Source organism: Mesorhizobium sp. M4A.F.Ca.ET.050.02.1.1, assembly GCF_003997725.1.
In the GTDB taxonomy this organism is placed as follows: Bacteria; Pseudomonadota; Alphaproteobacteria; order Rhizobiales; family Rhizobiaceae; genus Mesorhizobium.
In genome coordinates, this window is sequence record NZ_RZSG01000014.1 from 1 (window position 1) to 16,321 (window position 16,321).

Annotated in this window: 20 protein-coding genes; 10 read left to right on the top strand and 10 right to left on the bottom strand. The window is 64.7% G+C overall.

Translation table 11 applies throughout. The features are described from left to right. Window positions 1-2: 2 nt before the first annotated feature. Window positions 3-674 (top strand): phosphate regulon transcriptional regulator PhoB, encoded by a 672-nt coding sequence (phoB, locus tag EOA33_RS02395; protein WP_127404886.1) that lies wholly within the window; start codon window positions 3-5, stop codon window positions 672-674. A gap of 3 nt (window positions 675-677) precedes the next feature. Here the strand turns inward: phoB and EOA33_RS02400 are convergent, their stop codons facing one another. Then, window positions 678-1,922: an ROK family protein gene (locus tag EOA33_RS02400; protein WP_126057990.1), complete on the bottom strand. Its 1,245-nt coding sequence runs from the start codon at window positions 1,920-1,922 to the stop codon at window positions 678-680. Between the two features lie 266 nt (window positions 1,923-2,188). On the opposite strand from EOA33_RS02400, the gene xylF reads away from it, so the two are divergent. The 4 genes from xylF (at window position 2,189) to EOA33_RS02420 (ending at window position 7,277) form a co-directional block, all read left to right on the top strand. After that, on the top strand, window positions 2,189-3,229 hold the full coding sequence (gene xylF / locus EOA33_RS02405) for a D-xylose ABC transporter substrate-binding protein (protein WP_126057991.1): 1,041 nt from the start codon (window positions 2,189-2,191) through the stop codon (window positions 3,227-3,229). Window positions 3,230-3,387: 158 nt separating this feature from the next. Next, window positions 3,388-4,707 (top strand): sugar ABC transporter permease, encoded by a 1,320-nt coding sequence (locus tag EOA33_RS02410; protein WP_126057992.1) that lies wholly within the window; start codon window positions 3,388-3,390, stop codon window positions 4,705-4,707. A 28-nt stretch (window positions 4,708-4,735) separates the two neighbouring features. Further along, complete coding sequence (locus tag EOA33_RS02415) at window positions 4,736-5,536, top strand: ATP-binding cassette domain-containing protein (protein WP_126057993.1); 801 nt, start codon at window positions 4,736-4,738, stop codon at window positions 5,534-5,536. A gap of 118 nt (window positions 5,537-5,654) precedes the next feature. Further along, window positions 5,655-7,277, top strand: a complete 1,623-nt coding sequence (locus tag EOA33_RS02420) for a CHASE domain-containing protein (protein ID WP_127404887.1) — start codon at window positions 5,655-5,657, stop codon at window positions 7,275-7,277. A gap of 99 nt (window positions 7,278-7,376) precedes the next feature. On the opposite strand, the gene EOA33_RS02425 is transcribed toward EOA33_RS02420, so the two are convergent. The 6 genes from EOA33_RS02425 to EOA33_RS02445 form a co-directional block, all read right to left on the bottom strand. Continuing rightward, window positions 7,377-7,619 carry a YMGG-like glycine zipper-containing protein gene (locus EOA33_RS02425; protein WP_126057995.1) on the bottom strand — a complete coding sequence of 81 codons (243 nt, stop codon included), beginning with the start codon at window positions 7,617-7,619 and terminating at the stop codon, window positions 7,377-7,379. 81 nt (window positions 7,620-7,700) lie between these two features. Continuing rightward, window positions 7,701-8,030 (bottom strand): hypothetical protein, encoded by a 330-nt coding sequence (locus EOA33_RS02430; protein WP_126057996.1) that lies wholly within the window; start codon window positions 8,028-8,030, stop codon window positions 7,701-7,703. 110 nt (window positions 8,031-8,140) lie between these two features. Further along, entirely contained in the window at window positions 8,141-8,317 is a 177-nt protein-coding gene (locus tag EOA33_RS38830) for a hypothetical protein (RefSeq protein WP_189347275.1), read from the bottom strand. A gap of 162 nt (window positions 8,318-8,479) precedes the next feature. Next, complete coding sequence (locus EOA33_RS02435; RefSeq protein ID WP_245455356.1) at window positions 8,480-9,493, bottom strand: sensor histidine kinase; 1,014 nt, start codon at window positions 9,491-9,493, stop codon at window positions 8,480-8,482. A 186-nt stretch (window positions 9,494-9,679) separates the two neighbouring features. Further along, window positions 9,680-9,844 carry a DUF1328 domain-containing protein gene (locus EOA33_RS02440; RefSeq protein WP_036240811.1) on the bottom strand — a complete coding sequence of 55 codons (165 nt, stop codon included), beginning with the start codon at window positions 9,842-9,844 and terminating at the stop codon, window positions 9,680-9,682. 193 nt (window positions 9,845-10,037) lie between these two features. Next, complete coding sequence (locus EOA33_RS02445; protein ID WP_126057998.1) at window positions 10,038-10,832, bottom strand: response regulator; 795 nt, start codon at window positions 10,830-10,832, stop codon at window positions 10,038-10,040. Between the two features lie 215 nt (window positions 10,833-11,047). Here EOA33_RS02445 and EOA33_RS02450 point away from each other — a divergent pair, with 215 nt between their 5' ends. Further along, window positions 11,048-11,251, top strand: coding sequence for a NepR family anti-sigma factor (locus EOA33_RS02450; RefSeq protein WP_126059339.1), 204 nt, complete (start codon window positions 11,048-11,050; stop codon window positions 11,249-11,251). Window positions 11,252-11,254: 3 nt separating this feature from the next. Then, entirely contained in the window at window positions 11,255-11,806 is a 552-nt protein-coding gene (locus EOA33_RS02455) for an RNA polymerase sigma factor (RefSeq protein WP_126057999.1), read from the top strand. A 34-nt stretch (window positions 11,807-11,840) separates the two neighbouring features. On the opposite strand, the gene EOA33_RS02460 is transcribed toward EOA33_RS02455, so the two are convergent. Continuing rightward, the gene (locus EOA33_RS02460; RefSeq protein ID WP_126059340.1) at window positions 11,841-12,212 is read right to left on the bottom strand and encodes a response regulator; all 372 of its coding nucleotides are present in this window, start codon (window positions 12,210-12,212) and stop codon (window positions 11,841-11,843) included. Window positions 12,213-12,448: 236 nt separating this feature from the next. Between EOA33_RS02460 and EOA33_RS02465 the strand changes: the two genes are divergently transcribed. Both EOA33_RS02465 and EOA33_RS02470 read left to right on the top strand, forming a co-directional pair. Further along, a complete protein-coding gene (locus EOA33_RS02465) occupies window positions 12,449-12,775 on the top strand; it encodes a DUF883 family protein (protein WP_126058000.1) in 327 nt (108 codons plus the stop codon). Window positions 12,776-12,785: 10 nt separating this feature from the next. Then, window positions 12,786-13,250, top strand: coding sequence for a hypothetical protein (locus EOA33_RS02470; RefSeq protein ID WP_126058001.1), 465 nt, complete (start codon window positions 12,786-12,788; stop codon window positions 13,248-13,250). Window positions 13,251-13,304: 54 nt separating this feature from the next. On the opposite strand, the gene EOA33_RS02475 is transcribed toward EOA33_RS02470, so the two are convergent. Continuing rightward, the gene (locus EOA33_RS02475; RefSeq protein WP_189347273.1) at window positions 13,305-14,831 is read right to left on the bottom strand and encodes an HWE histidine kinase domain-containing protein; all 1,527 of its coding nucleotides are present in this window, start codon (window positions 14,829-14,831) and stop codon (window positions 13,305-13,307) included. A 151-nt stretch (window positions 14,832-14,982) separates the two neighbouring features. On the opposite strand from EOA33_RS02475, the gene EOA33_RS38835 reads away from it, so the two are divergent. Then, window positions 14,983-15,150, top strand: coding sequence for a hypothetical protein (locus EOA33_RS38835; protein WP_189347266.1), 168 nt, complete (start codon window positions 14,983-14,985; stop codon window positions 15,148-15,150). Window positions 15,151-15,185: 35 nt separating this feature from the next. Here EOA33_RS38835 and EOA33_RS02480 read toward each other — a convergent pair whose 3' ends face one another. Continuing rightward, on the bottom strand, window positions 15,186-16,106 hold the full coding sequence (locus EOA33_RS02480) for a diacylglycerol kinase family protein (RefSeq protein WP_126058003.1): 921 nt from the start codon (window positions 16,104-16,106) through the stop codon (window positions 15,186-15,188). Window positions 16,107-16,321 lie beyond the last annotated feature (215 nt).

The window sequence follows — 16,321 nt, forward strand, 5'->3', positions numbered from 1 at the left end:
TCATGGTGGTGGAGGACGAGGAGCCGCTGGGGGTGCTGCTCCGCTACAATCTGGAATCGGAAGGCTACCAGGTCGAGGTGGTCACACGCGGCGACGAGGCCGAGATCCGGCTGCAGGAAAACGTGCCCGATTTGCTGGTGCTCGACTGGATGGTGCCGGCGGTTTCCGGCATCGAGCTCTGCCGGCGCCTCAGGATGCGGCCGGAGACCGAGCGGCTGCCGATCATCATGCTGACGGCGCGCGGCGAGGAAAGCGACCGGGTGCGCGGCCTTTCGACCGGCGCCGACGACTATCTGGTCAAGCCGTTCTCTACGCCGGAGTTCATGGCGCGGGTGAAGGCGCTGCTACGCCGCGCCAAGCCGGAAGTCCTGTCCAGCATGCTGAAGGTCGGCGACATCGTGCTCGATCGCGAGTCGCATCGCGTTTACCGCAAGAAGAGCGAGATCCGGCTCGGCCCGACCGAATTCCGGCTGCTCGAATTCATGATGCGGCATCCCGGCCGGGTGTTCTCGCGCAGCCAGCTGCTCGACAATGTCTGGGGCGAGACGATCTACATCGACGAGCGCACCGTGGACGTGCATGTCGGGCGCTTGCGCAAGGCGGTCAACAATGGCCGCATGCCGGATGTCATCCGCACCATACGCGGCGCGGGCTACGCGATCAGGGAAGATTGACGCTCAGGCCACGCTCTTCCCGGCGGCGCTGCCTTTCGCCTGGACGCCTGGCGCGAAAATCTCCTGGTCGACAAAGCCGAGCGCGCGCATGGCGCAGCCCTCGCGGATCAGCGGCAGTTCGTTCGGCTCGGTGTCGAACGAGATCGATTTCGAATGCTGGCCGCCGGCGGTCTGGGCGATCGCCTCGCGCAGCGCCGGCTCGATCAGGTCGAAGGCGGCGGCGCTGACGCCGACCATGGCGACCGGTGCGGGATCGATCAGCGCGAACAGGCTGCCGAGGCCGAAGCCGAGCGCCTCGCCGGCCTTGCGATAGGCTTGGCGCTCCGGACCGTCGCCGGCGCGCGCCCGCGCTGCGAGCGAGCGCATGTCGGCGTCGCTGACATCGACCGGCTCGGCGTCCTCGCCCATCTCCTTGGCATTGCGCCAGATGGCGTAGTTGCCGGCATAGGCCTCGACGCAGCCGCGCCGCCCGCAGCGGCAGAGCGCGCCGCCCGGCCGGTGGATCATATGGCCGAATTCGCCGCCCGAGGAATGGGTGCCGGTGAACAGCTCTCCCTTCAGCACCAGCCCCATGCCGATGCCGTGCGACAGCAGGATGGCGATGAAGTCGTCGCGGTAGCGGTCAGGGTCACGCCACTGCAGGGCCACCGCCATCATGTTGCAGTCGTTCTCCATGGTGGCCGGAACGCCGAATTCGGCTTCCAGTATGTCGGCGAAGGCGATGTCGGTCTGCGGCGTGATCGGCGACCACAACATGGCGCGGGCATGGGTGTCGGTGATGCCCTGGATGCCCATGGCGATGCGGGCGACGCCGCGGACGTCGAGATCGGGATCCTCGAAGCGGCGCCGGACGATGGCCACGCATTCGCCGATCAGCTCGTCGCGCGGCATGATCGCCGTGTCGAGGCGGCGCTGCTCTTCGGCAATGACCTGCCCGGCGTAGTCGATGACGGCGACGGAAAGGAAGTTCAGCGACAGGACCACCGTCATCACCGCCGTGGCTTCCGGATTGAGCGCAAGCCCGACCTGCGGCCGGCCGCGCTTCAGCGAAACAGCCTCGTTTGCCTTGCTCTCGGTCAGGATGCCTTCCTGGATCAGGTCGGACGAGATCGCCGAGATGGTCGAATGGCTGAGGCCGGTGGTGGCGGCGATCTCGGTCCGCGACGGCTGGCCGGCGCGGCGCACGGCCGAAATCACCATCGCCCGGTTGCGTCGGCGCAGATCGTCGTGGCGGATTCCAACCGACATGCCCTATTTCCTCCCGGTCGTCGCGGCCGTTTTTGATCTCAAGGGGCCGTCGGCGGACACCGTATGAATTGTGGCAGAAGCGGGCCGGCCTGTCATTTATTTATTACGGAGCTCGAAAAAAATTCGCAGGGGCGTCAGAATCCAGCAGAATCAATGTTGACAGCGCTCCGGCGTTGGATCACTATTTTTTCGAGGCTCGAAAAAAAGCCTCTATGCCGGCCTCAGGGCCAGTCTGGGTCGCGCCGCAATGGCGCAGGGAGGATATCATGAAGAAATTCGCAGCCGCCATGCTGGCGGGTGTCGCCATGTCGTTGACGCTCGCGTCGGTCGCCGAGGCGAAGGACAAGGTGATCGGTGTTTCCTGGTCGAACTTCCAGGAAGAACGCTGGAAGACCGATGAAGCGGCGATGAAGAAGGCCATCGAGGCGGCCGGCGACAAGTATATTTCCGCCGACGCGCAGTCCAATCCGGGCAAGCAGCTGACCGACGTCGAAAGCCTGATATCGCAGGGCGCCAACGCCCTGATCGTGCTGGCGCAGGACGCCTCCGCGGTCGGACCGGCGGTGCAGAAGGCGCTGGACGAAGGCATTCCAGTCGTCGGCTACGATCGGCTGATCGAGAACAAGGACGTCTTCTACCTGACCTTCGACAACAAGGAAGTCGGCCGTATGCAGGCCCGCGAAGTGTTCAAGGTCAAGCCGGAAGGCAACTATGTCTTCATCAAGGGCTCGGGCGCCGACCCGAACGCCGATTTCCTGTTCGCCGGCTCCATGGAAGTCCTGAAGGTAGCCATCGACGGCGGCAAGGTCAAGAATGTCGGCGAGGCCTATACCGACGGCTGGCTGCCCGCCAACGCGCAGAAGAACATGGAGCAGTTCCTGACCGCCAACGACAACAAGGTCGATGCGGTGGTGGCGGCCAATGACGGCACCGCAGGTGGCGTCGTCGCCGCGCTGACGGCGCAGGGCCTCGCCGGGACCGTTCCGGTGTCGGGCCAGGACGGCGACCACGCCGCGCTGAACCGCATCGCACTCGGCACGCAGACCGTGTCGGTGTGGAAGGACGCGCGCGAGCTCGGCAAGAACGCCGCCGAGATCGCCTCGGCGCTCGCCGACGGCAAGAAGATGACAGACATCGCCGGCGTCAAGGATTTCACCACGCCGGGCGGCAACACCGTCAAGTCGCTGTTCCTGACGCCGGTGGCGATCACCAAGGACAACCTCAACGTCGTCATCGACGCGGGCTGGATCAAGAAGGACGAAGTCTGCGCCGGCGTTGCCGCCGGCGCCGTCGCCGCCTGCAACTGAGGCAAGCCTTCCGGTTTGAAGACTCGGCGCCGCGGCCCAAGAGCCGCGGCGTCCATCGAGCTTCGCTTCGCAACGGCTTCCGGCTTCAAGTGAGCCGGGAAAGCCAATAGAATCATGTTCCGGCAACCGCGCCAGACGGCAACCGGTGGGAGGAAATCATGACCGATACGACCTCAAGCACGGTCGCCGCGGACCGGGCACGCGCAGCCGAACTCAGCGCCGCCGGCCGCTTCCTTAAGGCAACCGAACTCGACACGCGCATGCTCGGCATGGTCGGCGCGCTGCTGGTCATCTGGATCGGCATCCACGTCCTGTCGGGCGGGCTCTTCCTGACCCCGCGCAACCTTTGGAACCTGTCGGTGCAGACCTCCTCGGTGGCGATCATGGCGACCGGTATGGTGCTGGTCATCGTCATGCGCAACATCGACCTTTCCGTCGGCTCCGTCGAGGGCGTGGTCGGCATGATCATGGGCGTGGCGCAGGCCGAATTCCTCATTCGAGTCATTGGCTTCCAGCTCGGCAATCCGTGGCTCTGGATCATCGCGCTCGCCGCCGGCGTGGTGCTTGGCCTGGCGATCGGCGCGTTCCAGGGCTTCATCATCGCCTACATGGAGGTGCCGGCCTTCATCGTCACGCTGGGTGGCCTGCTGGTCTGGCGCGGCATGGCCTGGATGATCACCAGCGGCCGCACGGTCGCGCCGCTCGACGCCACTTTCCAGCTGATGGGCGGCGGACCGCGCGGCTCGATCGGCGCCACAGCCAGCTGGGTCGTCGGCGTCGTCGCCTGCGCGGCGGCCGCTTTCGCGCTGCTCAACGGCCGCTCGCAGCGCAAGCGGTTCAATTTCCCGCTGCGCCCGGTATGGGCCGAAATCTTCCTCGGCATCGTCGCCTGCGCCGCCATCCTCGGCGCGGTCTGGGTCGCCAATTCCTATCCGTGGCCGGTCGGCATCGTGCGCCAGTACGCCGAGCAGAAAGGCATCGCCATTCCCGAAGGCGGCCTGTTCATCGCCCATGGCATCGCCATACCGGTGCTGATGGCGGTCGCGGTCGGCATCGTCATGACCTTCATCACCAGGCGCACCCGCTTCGGCCGCTATGTCTTTGCCATCGGCGGCAATCCGGAAGCGGCCTCGCTCGCCGGCATCAACACGCGCTGGGTGACGATGAAGGTGTTCATGATTATGGGCGTGCTGGCCTCGATCAGCGCGGCGATCTCGTCGGCGCGCCTCAACGCCGCGACCAACGCGCTGGGCACGCTGGACGAACTGCTGGTCATCGCCGCCGCCGTCATCGGCGGCACGTCGCTCGCCGGCGGCTCGGGAACCGTGCTGGGAGCCATGCTCGGCGCGCTTTTGATGCAGTCGCTGCAGTCAGGCATGGTGCTGCTCGGCATCGACTCGCCGCTGCAGAGCATCGTCGTCGGCGCGGTTCTGGTCGTCGCCGTCTGGCTCGACACCGTCTACCGCAAGCGAGTCTGAGCAAGAACTTCAGGGAGGAGACGCGACCATGGAAAAGACAGCTCCCACCACCGGCACGCCGCTGATCGACATGCGCAACATCTCGATCGCCTTCGGCGGCATCCGCGCCGTCGACGACGCCTCGATCGATCTCTTCCCCGGCGAGGTGGTGGCGCTGCTCGGCCACAACGGCGCCGGCAAGTCGACGCTTATCAAGATACTGTCCGGCGCCTACAAGCGCGACGCCGGCCAGATCTTCGTCAATGGCGAGGAGGCGCACATCTCCAACCCGCGCGACGCCAAGAAATACGGCATCGAGACGATCTACCAGACGCTGGCGCTCGCCGACAATGTCGACGCCGCGGCCAACCTCTTCCTCGGCCGCGAGCTGATGACCGGCTGGGGCACGCTCGACGATGTCGCGATGGAGGCCGAGGCGCGCAAGGTGATGGGCCGACTCAATCCGCGTTTCCAGCGCTTCAAGGAGCCGGTGATCAAGCTTTCCGGCGGCCAAAGGCAGTCGGTGGCAATCGCGCGCGCCATCCTGTTCAATGCCCGTATCCTGATCATGGACGAGCCGACGGCGGCACTCGGGCCGCAGGAGACGGCGCAGGTCGGCGAACTGGTCAAGCAACTCAAGGCCGACGGCATCGGCATCTTCCTGATCAGCCACGACATCCACGACGTGTTCGAGCTCGCCGACCGGGTCTGTGTGATGAAGAACGGCCAGGTCGTCGGCACCGCGCGCACCAGCGACGTCACCCAGGACGAGGTGCTCGGCATGATCATCCTCGGCAAATGCCCGCCTGGCGCCATTCCTGGGCCGGGAGCGCTGAAGATCGCCGCTTGAGTCTGTAACTAAGTGACGCTCGCGGATGGGCCAAGCGTCATGATGGTTTGACAGCGCCATTGTGTTGCCGCGGCGACTTGCTCATAAAGGAGCGTATGCTCAGGGGCACCGCCATCCTTTGAAGAAGTTCTTCCCGATCGTCGCCTTCATCGCCGTCGCGCTGATCAGCCTGACGATGGCGGGGTTCGCCTATTTCGCCACGCAGGAAGCGGCGCGAATCAAATTCGATGCGACAGCAGACGACGCGCTCAACCGCATCGAGAGCCGTATCGATCTCCATCTTTCGCTGCTGCGCTCGACCCAGGCGCTGTTCGACGCCCGCAATGGCGACATTTCACGCGGCGAGTTCAAGGCGTTCTTCAGCGCGCTCGATGTCGACAACAATTTCGCCGGCCTGCGCGGCATCGGCTTCCTGCGGCTGGCCAAGGCCGGCGACGAGGCGGCGGTCGAGCGCGACATCCTGCGCGACCACGGCGTCGCCCATCAGGTCTACCCTGCCACGACGCAACCCTGGCGCACGCCGATCGTGATGTTCGAGCCGATAGACCCGTCCAACCAGGCCAGCATCGGCTTCGACATGTTCACCGAGCCGGCGCGGCGGGCGGCGATCGAAAAGGCAATGGCCGACGATCAGCAGCATGCAAGCGGTCTGGTCCAGCTCGGCCAGGGAACCGGTGCCACTCAGACCTTCCCCGGCTTCCTGGTCTTCGTGCGGCTCAATATCGAGACCGCGCCCGAAGTCATCAACGCCAGCCGCTCCTCGACCGCTGGTTTCCTCTATGCGGCGTTTCGTGCCCGCGATCTGTTCCAGACGGCGCTCAGCCGCACGCCGCTCCTGCCGGTCAACACGGAGATCTATGACGGCCAGCCTGACGCCGACAATCTCCTTTTCCGGTCGGAGACGCCGCCGGTGGAGACCTTTGGCGACAGGCTGCTGGTGACCCGCAAGATCGTCGTCGCCGGCCGTCCCTGGACTGTGCTGTTTCGGCCGACAAGCGCTTTCTCGCTGCCTTCGTCGCGCGCCATTCCGGTGATGCTCGGCCTGTTCGGGCTGCTGCTCGCCGGCGCGATCGCGCTGGTGGCGCGCTATCAGGAGCGGGCTTACGACGCAGTGTCGCTGCTACACGAGACGACGGAAAAGAGCCTGCTCGAAAAGGAGCTGATGCTGCAGGAAATGAAGCATCGCATCAAGAATTCGATCACGCGGGTGCTGGCGATAGCGCGCCAGACGGCCTCGCACGCCACCGACGTGAAGGAGTTCTCGTCATCCTTCGCGGCGCGGCTGCAGGCGATGGCAGCGTCCCAGGACATGCTGACCCGCTCGCGCTGGCAGAAGGCCGATCTCGGCGATCTCCTGCGCATCGAGCTCGGCCAGGTGTTCGGCAAGGAGCTTCCCGAAGACATATTGTCGGGGCCGGAGGTGCTGCTTGACGAGACAACCACCCAGGCGCTCGGCCTGACCTTCCACGAACTGGCGACGAACGCACTGAAATATGGCGAGGCCGGCAATTCCGTGGGAGCACTCAAGGTCGACTGGTTGCTGGAAGGGCGCGGCCGGGATCGGACGTTGGTGCTCAACTGGCGAGAGGCCGGGCAGAAGCAGCTCGAAGCACCGGCCAAGACAGGCTTCGGCACCAAGCTGATAGACCTCAACGTCACGCGCGAATTGGGCGGCACGATCAAGCGCGATTTTCGCGCCGAGGGGCTGGTGGTGGTAATCAGGGTCCCGCTGGCGGGGTGAATGGATCCCGTTCGCTCTGAACGGTCATTTTCAGGCGGCACAAACAAACGGAGACCGGACGAGCCGGCCTCCGTTCCTATTGCGCCTGATGCGAAGCGATCAGCAGCGTGCCGTGTAGAGACGGCCGCGATTGTCGCGATACTGGCAATAGCCATTGCGCAGGTTGCGGACCAGCAGACCCGAGCCGGCGCCGACGGCCGCACCGATCAGCGCGCCCTTGGTGCCGCCGATCAGGCCACCGGCGACAGCGCCGACACCGGCGCCAACGCCAACGTCCTGCTCGGTCGTGCTGCAGCCGCTGACAGCGACCACCGCAACCATGGCAATAATCATCTTCCGCATAGAGTCACCTCTCCTTTGTCCTCACTTTAGGAGGCTACAACCGCCATTTAACATGAAACAACAGCCTTGGCCCGCTCGATTTTATTGTTGACCAAGATAGGTTTTTTCGGGGCGCGCACTGTTGTTGGAGGCAAGGACGAGGCTGGATACCTGCAATGATGCGTCGAGCGTGCCATCCGCACGCACGTTCCAGACGACCTGGTCGTAGTCGTCCTCCAGCGCCGGATCGACAGCGAGGCACTCGGCAACGACATGAGCAGCCTGACCCTGAACGTCGGCCATGGCGAAAGGCCGCTCGGCAGTGCATTGTTCGGCGGTCTCGAAGACGCTGACTGGCACCGACAATTCGCGGCATTCGGTCATGGAGCCGGAGCAGCCGATAACCAGCAGCAAGGCAGCGATATGTTCCATGGCGAGAATCCTCTCGCCACAAAAACGGACCAAAACGGGCAAAGTTCCTGCGCAGGCGGTGCCGCATCGAATAAATTGGCGGTCAGGCGCGCGACAGCGGATCGCGGGCGTCAGTTGAACTGCGTGGCCAGTGTCAGCGCGATGGCCGCGACCAAGGCAACGGCGACCAGCCGAAGCACGGGATGGGTGGCGCGGGCCGAGGTCGAGGGCGGAGCTTCGGCATCCTGGAAACCGCTCATCGAGACGCGAGCGGCCTGCTCCAGCCTGTTCATGTCGGCAACCGTCAAGACGATTCCTCCCCTGTTGCGCCGGACCCGACGGCGGCCGCAGGCCATCGCCAGGTTTCAGCGTCATCTGGGAAGAACAGCATCGGACTTTATGGTGAACAGCCGGTTAAGGATGTTGTCCGCGGGCCACAGCGCCGTCTTCGGCGCGCCTGTCGATCCATGTCAGTCCGTTTCGAAATTGCCCTTGGGAATGACGAGGCCATATTCGAGGCGATCTTCCGTGATCTCGAGCGTCGCCGTGCCGTTCAGCGACGTCGGCACGACGCGTTCCAGGGCGACGCTGCCAAAGCGCTTCTCGTTGTGCCCGACCTCACGGCCTCCGATGGCTTCGACCCAGATCAGCGACAGAGCAGGTTCGCCGTCGGCGGCAGTCGTCAGTCTGGCCGTCACCTTGACATGGCCGTTCGGCCGCGACAGGGCGCCGTAGCTAACCGAATTGACGGCGAGCTCATGCATGGCGAGACCGACATGCAAGGCGGCGTTGGGATTGAGGTAGGGGTTTGCGCCCTCGAAGCGCACGCAGCGTCTGGGGTCGGCGGCATAGCGGCCGACCTGGCCGGAAACGAGCTCGTGAAGCTCCGCACCCCGCCAGTTGGAGGATGTCACCAAATCCTGCGAGGCGGCCAACGACTGCAGCCGGCCGCGGAAGCGCGTTAGGAAATCACCCGACGTTCCGGAATAGCGACTGGTCTGGCTGGCGATGCTCTGGATGATGGCGAGCAGGTTCTTCGAGCGGTGGCTGACCTCGCGCAGCAGCGTCTTGAGCGTTTGCTCGCGGCGCTTCTGCTCGGTGGTCTCGACCATGGTGGTGACGACGCCCTGCACCTCGCCGCCGTCGCTGTGATCGGCGTCGATCCAGACCTGGAACCAGCGGACGCCGTCTTCGGCGGGCACGCCGAGCTCGAGCCGTTCAGGGTTGCCGGAGGCTATGACGCTGCGCTTGGCGGCGCCGATACGCTCGGCCTGCGCCGGCGGCAGGATGCCGTTGCTGTCTGGCGTGTCCGAGGCCCATGGCGCGCGCATGTTGCGCGCCCAGATCGTCTTCATCTCGCGGTCCTGGTAGAGCACCGAGATGCCGGCGTTGTGCAGCGCGTGGAGAAGAGCCCGGCCAAGCTGCATTCCGCTTTCGGCCGGATGCAGGGCGATGACCTCTTCGCCCTGCCCGCTGTTGCTCATGTTTGCGGCCTTGGAACGCATCGATCGCTTGCCACCGAACTCAGGCTGAACGGCCTATTGCAAAATGGGTTCCTGAAATGAGGATCCAGATACGGTCCGCCGAGCGGCATCTCGTTGGAGGATACCGCCCGGCGGGGGCTGGAAACCGTTTGAGGGGTGCGGCTTCCAGTGTTCGGAGGCTCGCCCTCACGCCCGTTTGAACAGGCCGGCAATGAGCGAGATGATCAGGAAGGCGAGGAAGATGAAGAAGAGTATCTGCGCGATGCCGGCCGAGGTGCCGGCGATGCCGCCGAAACCAAGCGCACCGGCGATGATCGCCACGACGAGAAAAACGAGCGCCCAGTAAAGCATGATCCGTCTCCTTCCTATGCTGCGGTAAAACGTGGGTGGGTAGCGTTTGTTCCACCATTTACCGAAAAAGACGATCCCTGGAAGGGGTGGGATGCGAATTCCAAAGTCTCGCCGCGACGCCCGTCCGAGACGCGCCGAAAAGCTCTATTTCATGCGGGATGGCGGACGGCGGCGGGGCGCGCGGCACCCCGTACTACGCCGCAGCCTTGGCCTGCCGATCGAAGAACAGCGCCTGGCTGATCAGCGCCTTCACCATGTCCGGGTTGAACGGCTTGGTCACCAGGAAGGCCGGTTCCGGCCGCTCACCGGTCAGCAGGCGCTCGGGAAAGGCGGTGATGAAGATCACCGGCACCGGCGTGGAGGACAGGATCTCGTTGACGGCCTCGATGCCCGAGCTGCCGTCGGCAAGCTGGATGTCGGCCAGCACCATCTTCGGCCTGGTCTTGCCGAAAATCGCCACCGCCTCGGCATGGGTGCGCGCGGTGCCGACGACGCGATGGCCAAGGCTCTCGACCATTTCCTCGATGTCCATGGCGATCAGCGGCTCGTCCTCGATGATCAGCACGTCGGTCGCCACCTGGCGGGAAATCTCGTTGCTCGCCTGGGCAAGCAGATCGGAGAATTCCTGCTCGTCGGCATCCAGGATCTCGGCCGCCTCGTCCTCGCTGAAGCCTTCGACGGCGACCAGCAGGAAGGCCTGCCGGGGCCGAGGGGCAATCGCGTTGAGATTTGCGGCCGCCCGCTGTTCCCATGCCGACTGTGCGTGTTCCTGCGGAACACGGATGGCGACCGACGTGAAAAGCCTGGCGAAGACCTTGTAGAGCGCGATGCGGTCGTTCGACGCCTGGGGAAAGATGTCGACATCGGAGATGATGGCCTCAAGCATCGCGGCGACCAGCGCGTCGCCGCTCTCCTGCGATCCGGAGACGGCGCGCGAGAAGCGGCGCAGGAACGGCAGATGCGGCGCGATGGTGGCGGAAAGGCTCATGATTGACGTCTCCCTCAGATGACGCAGTTGCATAGGTTGCCGGTCAAGCCGATGGCAAGCCCCGAAAAAATGAAACGCCGGCTTTCCGAAAAAGTTCCTATGGTGTGGAACTAATATAAGGGGACGACGTTTGAGGTCGGGACGGGCAACCAGACGAGGGTGCCGCTTTGCGTTGTGTGTTAGGGGCGGCCAGGGTGCTGGAAATAAAGGGCGAAATGAAGGATATGACGAAAGACACTTCGGCTGGCGCCGCAGGCAGGCGCCGGGCTATTTCCGGCGACCCGCTCGGGCCAAACTCGGAAATCGGCCGCAAACTCAAGCAATATTACGACGAGCTGGTCTCCGATCAGGTGCCGGACCGCTTCTCCCAATTGCTCAGTCAATTGGAGCAGGCAGACCCCGCACGGAAAAAGGATTGAAGCATGGCGGCCGTCTCGCAGAGCTTCAAGACCGACCTGCTCGGCTCGATCCCGAGCCTGCGCGCCTTTGCGGTATCGCTGACGCAAAACGCCGACAAGGCCGACGATCTGGTGCAGGAAACGCTGGTCAAGGCCTGGGACAAGCATGAAAGCTTCCAGCCGGGCACCAATCTCAAGGCCTGGCTGTTCACAATCCTGCGCAACGAGTTCTATTCGCAGATGCGCAAGCGCGGCCGCGAAGTGCAGGACAGCGACGGCATCATGACGGCGAGGCTCGCCGTTCATCCGGCCCAGCACGGCCAGCTCGATCTGAAGGATTTTCGAGGCGCGCTCGAACAGTTGCCGGAGGATCAGCGCGAAGCCATCATCCTGATCGGTGCATCGGGCTTTTCCTACGAGGAAGCGGCGGAAATCTGCGGCTGCGCCGTCGGAACGATCAAGAGCCGTGTCAGCCGTGCACGTGCCAGGCTGCAGGAAATCCTGAAGATATCCGGCGAAGACGAGTACGGTCCGGATGCGATATCGGCGCAAGTGACAGGGTCGAACGCCGCCTAAGGGTCCGGGCGACCTCGAAGCCGGCTTTCAGCACTCATGCCAGCGGTCCGCGGCCGCAGGCCGCCGCCACCGCCTCGACAAGATCCTCCCCGGAGAAGGGTTTGCTGACCAGCCTGATCTCCGGAAAGGACGTCTTCAATTCGTCCAGGTCGGAATAGCCGGAGGCGAAGATGAAGGGCAGGCCGGATTCGCGCAGCCGCGAGGCGAAGTCGAGGGTAGAGGCGCCGCTCAGCATCAGGTCGACGATGGCGGCGTCGAATCGGGCGGCCACATGCTCCGGCTCGATCTCGGTGAGGTCGCCCGCAACGACCACGTCGCCGGCGCCATAGTCGCGGCACAGCTGTTCGACATCCGCGGCGATGAGGAATTCGTCTTCCAGGACGAGAATCCGCAATCCGTCAAGCAATGGCACCTAGCAAAATCTCCTCAGATATGCCTCCCAGAAGAGGCAGTCATGAGCGCTATCGGGCGCGCTGTCATTTAAAAAGTTATGTCGGAGCGCCGACGAATTTTTGATGAGACAGGAGCGAGCGGTCCGGATCCGGCACGGCCTCGCCGAAGGGTTCCGCCAATTCCATTTACTGGCTCGGAACCTTGCCGTGTGTCGGGCGTTGAAAGCAAGCAAACGCAAGGAGTTAAGCCATGGCGAGCGCCGCAGGAAGAGCCGCGAATGACGGCCGGACGAGTCCAGACCTCGAAGCCGACATCAGGCAACTGAAAGCCGACATCGAAAAACTGACCAAGCAGTTGGCGAAGACCGGCGAGCACGGCTATGGAACGGCGCGGCGGGCCGCCAGCGAAGGCGTCGAGCAATTGCGCGCCCAAGGCGAAGCTGCCTTCGAAGGATTGCGCGGCAATGCCAGGGACATCGAGGCGCAGATCGCCGCCAATGTGCGCGAAAAGCCGGTGACCTCGCTGGCGATCGCGGCAGGTGTCGGCTTTCTGTTCGCGCTTCTGGCGCGGCGCTAGTTCCGCACAGATGGGAATGCTGGCATCGCTGATTTCGGCTGTCGCCTCCGGCGAGGCCGTCGCGGCGCTCGGCCGCGCGCGGACGATGGCGATCGTCTACGGCGTTGCGGCGCTCGCGGCACTCACCGGCCTCGGCTTCCTCATCGGCGCGGCCTATATCTGGGCCGCCGGACGCTATGGCCCGATGGCGGCCTCGCTGGGCTTCGGCATCGGCTTCCTCTTGATCGCCGGACTTATCCTTGTTGTCTACCAGTTGTCGGCGGGCCTGCGGGCGCGGCGCCGGGCACGCCGGCGCCTCGCCGATATGAAGGCGCTTGGCATCACCGCCGCGCTCGCCGCGCTACCAGTTCTGCTCAAGGGGAAGGGCGGGCTCGGCGCCGTTCTTGGTCCGGCGCTGGCGTTGGTTGCCTATGCGATCTACCGGGAGAATGCGAAGCCGGACCACGGCAAGGATCCGGACAACGAGACAGGCTAGAACGATTCCAGGTAACCGGTTCGCACTTGTCCTGGAATTGCTCAAGTTCCATAGCTATTTGGGCAGATCCTCCAACGGCATCGATATTTCGGCAAAGACGCCGTCCGGGCGGAATTCGTGCTTCACTGCGCTGGAGATGACCTTGGTCAGGCCGCGGCGGATCAGGATCGAGCCGAAGCCGTGACGATCCGGCGGCTCCACCTGAGGGCCGCCGGTTTCGCGCCAGGTCAGCACCAGGCGACGAGTGCCCTTTCTGCCGTGCGTCTTCCAGCCGAGTTCGACCCTGCCGGACGCTACCGACAGCGATCCGTGCTGCAGGGCGTTGCTTGCCAGTTCATGCAGGATCAGTCCGAGCCCGACCGCCTGGTCGGGGGTGAGCAGCAAGTCGTCGCCAGTGATCGTCATGCGCGGCTGCTCGGCGCTATCGAACGGCTTGACCTCGACCTGCACCAGCTCGTTGATGCCGATGCCGCGCCATTCGCGATCGGACAGGAGGTTGTGGGCGGCGCCCAGCGCCTGCAGCCTTGCGCCGAAGGCTTCCAAGAACTCGCTCGGCCGGCGGGCGTGGCGAACGGTCTGCGTCGCCAGCGCCTGCACCGTCGCCAGCGTGTTCTTGACCCGGTGGTTCAGCTCGCGCAGCAACAGCCGCTGGCGCTCGTCGCCGAGCTTGCGCTCGGTAATGTCGTAGTTGACGCCGAAGATCAGTGTCGGCTTGCCGTCGTCCTCGCGTTCGATGACGCGGCCACGCGTGGCGATCCAGCGCGGCGGGTAGATACCCTTCACCCGGTATTCGCCGAAATAGTCATCGCTACCGGTCAGCGCGTCGCGAAAGCGCGTCTCGGTCTGATAGACGTCGCGCGGATCGATGGCCGCCAGGATGTCGCGCGCCTTCAGCCGGTTCGAGCGCGGCAGGTTGAAAAGTTCGGACAGCAGCACGTCGCATTCGATGATGTCGGTGCGGATGTCCCATGCCCAACTGGCGAGCGAGGCGGCGTCGAGGGCGATGGCGCGGCGCTTTTCCTCCTGCGCCAGCGCCTCTTTTGCGATAGCGCCGCTGCGGGTTGCGTCCTTCAGCGCGAACAGGCTGGCGGCGAGTTCGGCCAGCGCCTTCAGCTGGCCGAGCTGATCAGCCGACGGAAAGGCGCGCGGCTTGCGGTCGAGCACGCAGAGCGTGCCGATGCGGGCGCCTGCCACGACCATCGGCACGCCGGCATAGAAGTGGACATGATGCTTGCCGGTGACTGCGGGACTCGCGGCGAAGCGTGGGTCGAGGGTCGCGTCGGTCACCACCATCGGCTCGTCGCCGGCGGCGATGGCATGTGCACTGAAGGGCATTCCGGTGGTGGTTTCGGTTTCGCCCAGGCCCAGGCTGGATTTGAACCACTGGCGCTCGGCATCGACGAGGGTGATCAGCGCGATCGGTGCCTGAAGCACAGCGGCGGCAAGACCGGTGACGCGGTCGAAATCAGGATCGGGCTCCGTGTCAAGCAGACCATGAAGCACGGCCAGGCGGTGCTCCGCCTTCACCGCGCCAAGGACATCGGCCGGCAGTCCCGGCGTTTTGCGCACCCTGCTATCCACCAAGCCCCCAAATGCCGCGTCCTGCAGCCAGCACCCGCGGTGCCGACATATGCCAACGCCCCAGGCTGCGGAACCTTCGCGGCGAGGAACCGTTACCCGACCATATTCTGCCAGACGCGCCGGCCGGTGCCAAACGATACGGAGGCCGACCATGACCAAGATCATTCCCGAGGAGAAAGCCCGCCAGGGACGCTGGGGGGTCAATGTGCTCAAGATTCTTGTCGCAGGGCTGCTTCTGGCATTCGTTGCGTGGGGGATCGCGGAGATTTATGGCGAAGTCATCAAAGCTCCGACCACCGAGCAGGGGCCCAAGGGCTAGAGGCCACGTCCGCGTCCATCTCGTTTCCCGGTGCATCACGCCGCCTCTGCCCGCGCGACCCGAGACGGCACCAGCACCTTTAGCGCACCGGGGTGAATTGCGATCTCGGTCTCGCGTTCGAGTTGGACGAGCTCGCCATCCATAACGGCGCGGTATTTGCTGCTCGCGGCATGGATTTTCAGCCTGGCACTCTCCGCCTGATGGATTTCGACATGGGCGCTGTCGCGCCATTTGCCACGCGCCATGTCGAAGAAGACCCTGACCAGCTCGCCACGCCTGCGCGCCACCGAGATGTAGATGCCGAGCACGCCGCCGGCGGGGTTGTCGGCATAGGGCAGGTGGCCCTCGCCGAACAGGTTGTTGGTGACACCGATGCCGGTGGCGCGGGTCACGATCTCGGCCTCGCCGATGGTGAGTGTCACCTTCAAGGCCGGCGGGTTCTTGATCGTCGCCCAGGCGGCACGCGCCGAGGCCCGCATCTTCCCAAGGCGCGAGCCGAATTCCATGCCCTCGCGCAGCTGCACCATCTTGGCGTGCAGGCCGATGGAGAATTGGTGGATGAAAGGCCGGCCATTGGCGCTCGCCATGTCGACCGCTATCACCTCGCCATCGGCAAAGGACTTCAGCGCCGCGTCGAGCGTCTGCGGAACGCCGAGCCCGCGGGCGAAGAGGTTCATCGTGCCTGCCGGCAGGATGGCCAGCGCCGTCTTGCGGTTCATCAGCAGGCCGGCTGCGGCCGAAATGGTGCCGTCGCCGCCGCCGGCCAGTACGACATCGACGTCGCGCCGCCGGGCCGCCTTTTGGAGGGCCGCTGCAATGTCTTCGCCGGCAACCACATCGACATCCACGGAATGGCCGGCCGCCTCGAGCGTTTGGCGCAGCCGGTCACAGAAGCCGGAAAGATCGGTTGTCCGCAACGTGCCGCCATCCCGGTTCAGCACCGCCGCAAATCGCATGCCCCACTCCGTTGTCGCACACCGAGCCGCGATAGGCTCAGCCGCAGGCTGAAACGGAATGGCTAGAGAAAGGTTCCCGGGTCCGGTGAAACCGGCCAGCGCCAGCAATTTCATGGGCTTGTCCGAAGCGCGCAGCCGCATTTTTCGGAACAACGATGTGGTCACGACGTTGTGAACCTGTAGAAACGCCGCGGCCGATCCTCCAGCGACGGTGC